Here is a 2372-nt window from a genome sequence, read left to right on the forward strand (position 1 = left end):
CCATGCGATATTAGCATGCCGATTTGGATCTCTGGTTTGGTAAGTGCAAACTTTACGAAATCGTACGCCGCTGCAGGGTTTTTTGATGAGGCGGTGATGAACAATGCTGATCCACCAAGGTTTGCAGCACGTTTTCCACCTTCTTCAAAAGCGGGCATTTTTGTAACTCGCCATTGGCCTGATAATTCTGGCATATTGTTGCGCACAGAACCCTCATACCAAGCACCGTAAACAGCTGATGCCGTTTTTCCAGTTTTTAGCGCTGTGAGCTTCTCGCTCCAGCCACCCGGCGCGATTACACCTGCGTCCGCCAGTTTTTTGACCTGATCAAGTGCGCGAACGCAGCCCGCTTGGTTGACGCGAATTGTGGTCTCGCCATCTTTTTCTCCAAACACAGAGCAACCAAGTTGTTGCGCCATAACGCTGAACCAGTTCAATCCAGATGTGTAGTTTGAGAGTGCCATGCGTGTTTCGCCATTTGTGGCAGCGGCAAGTTTTTTACCGGCCTCGATATAGCCGTCCCATGTGGCAATGTCATCGGCGGTGATGCCAGCTTTGTCGAACAGATCTGCACGGTAGAAGGTCACCACTTGGCCAGCATCCCACGGCACGCCATAAGTGTTATCGCCGCTTTGCAACTCAACCCATTTGTAGTCTGAGAACAGTGGTTTCAGCTCATCCACCCCAAATTGACTAAGTTCCACAAAGCAATCTGGGAATTGTTGAATGTAGCGCTCGGCTTCGCCGTTCTCAATTGAGACCACGTCTGGCAAGTTGACGCCACCGGCCGCACAACCAGCAGTTAGTTGATCATAGACTTGGCTGGTTACTGTGTTTGCGGTGAGTGCCGGATTTGTCGCATTATATTGCTCAGAAACGGATTTCAGAGCTTCAGCTGCAGTATCCCAACTCCAAATCGTTATTTCTTCTGCATTGGCTGCTGTTGAAAGCAACATGCCATTACAGACGAGTAGGGCGCCAATAATGCGCTTTGTTGATGTGTTCATTTTTTCCTCCATTTTATGAACGCAGTGAATTCTTGGTTTTGTGATTACTTGATTGCGCCATTTGCAATGCCGCTTACGATTTGGCGTTGCAGAAGCAAAAACAGGGTTACAAATGGTATTGTCATCAGCGTTACGCCCACCATCATTGGGCCCCAAGCAACGGTGTTCAGGCCGACAAGTCGACCAAGTGCGATCGGGGCTGTTTGTCGCGCTTCGGTGGTTAGCACCAACAGGGGCCACAAGTAGTCATTCCAGCACGCAATGAACAATATGATGGCTAAGGACGCCATTGCGGGCCGCACGAGGGGCAGCGCAATTTTTGCGAAGATGCGAAGTTCCGACGCGCCGTCTAAATAGGCCGCTTCCATGATTTCTTGGGGCAGTGCCAAAAATGTTTGGCGCATAAAAAATACGCCGAGTGCATTGGCTAAATAGGGGAGAACCACCCCGAAATAGGTGTTTGAAAGCCCCATATAACGCACCAAGATTACGTATTCTGGGATAACGATTGCAATGCCGGGAACAGCGAGAATGAAGATGATCATTGCAAAGATGGCTTTGGCACCTGCAAATTTAAACCTTGCCAGCGCGTAGCCAGCCAATGAGGAGACGACGAGCCCAAAAAATGTACCCGCACTGGCAACAATGACGGAGTTGATAATGGCGCGCACAAAATCTTGCTTTGACTGGAGTTCGACAAAGTTCTCAAGGAATTGACCGCCATGGTGGGCGATTATGCTGCCAGAAAAAATCATCTGATCGTCATGCGAGGCGTAGATGGTCATCATCCACAAGGGGGTCAGCCAAACAATTGCAACGATAAGCATGAAAAAGTTGAGGCTGATTTTTGCCCAGCGATCTGCTTTTGGAAATAGTCTCTTGGTCGCACTACGCATCAGATTTGCTCCCCAATAACTTGAATTGGATCAGGGACAATCCTAGGCCTATGAATACGATAAAGTAGGCGATCGCGGACCCATAGCCGAAGTTGAAGCTCTTAAAGCCTTGTTGGTACATATACATTGCAACGGTGGTGGTGCTGACGCCTGGTCCCCCCTCAGTGAGCAATGTGGGCTCGGTGAACAGCTGCAATGTGCCGAAAGTTGATAGAACAAGGCACAGCAAAATCACTGGTTTAAGATTTGGGAGGGTTATGTAGAGAAACTGGGTAAACCGGCTCGCGCCATCAAGCTCACTGGCTTCATAGATATCTTTGGGAATGCTCTGAAGCCCTGCTAAAATAATTACAGCGTTATAACCTGTCCATCGCCAGGTCAGGCTGATGGAAATGAGGGCAATCGCTCCGGCGGACGATCCTGTCCAAGCGATATCAGCAATGCCAACTGCGTTGAGCCGTTGATTTAC

At 49.3% G+C, this 2372-nt stretch carries 3 protein-coding genes; all 3 read right to left on the minus strand.

Annotated features, from left to right (window positions below; genetic code table 11):
- Window positions 1–1007, minus strand: a 1007-nt coding sequence (locus tag Q0231_RS12690; protein WP_299347924.1) for an extracellular solute-binding protein, incomplete at its 3' end; no start/stop codon positions are given.
- Between the two features lie 44 nt (window positions 1008–1051).
- Window positions 1052–1903 carry a carbohydrate ABC transporter permease gene (locus Q0231_RS12695; protein WP_299347925.1) on the minus strand — a complete coding sequence of 284 codons (852 nt, stop codon included), beginning with the start codon at window positions 1901–1903 and terminating at the stop codon, window positions 1052–1054.
- Window positions 1896–2372 (minus strand): sugar ABC transporter permease (locus Q0231_RS12700; protein WP_299347926.1); only part of this gene is annotated, 477 nt, incomplete at its 5' end. The genes Q0231_RS12695 and Q0231_RS12700, both read right to left, overlap by 8 nt.

Origin of the sequence: uncultured Maritalea sp. (assembly GCF_937139385.1) — a bacterium.
Classification (GTDB): Bacteria; Pseudomonadota; Alphaproteobacteria; order Rhizobiales; family Devosiaceae; genus Maritalea; species Maritalea porphyrae_A.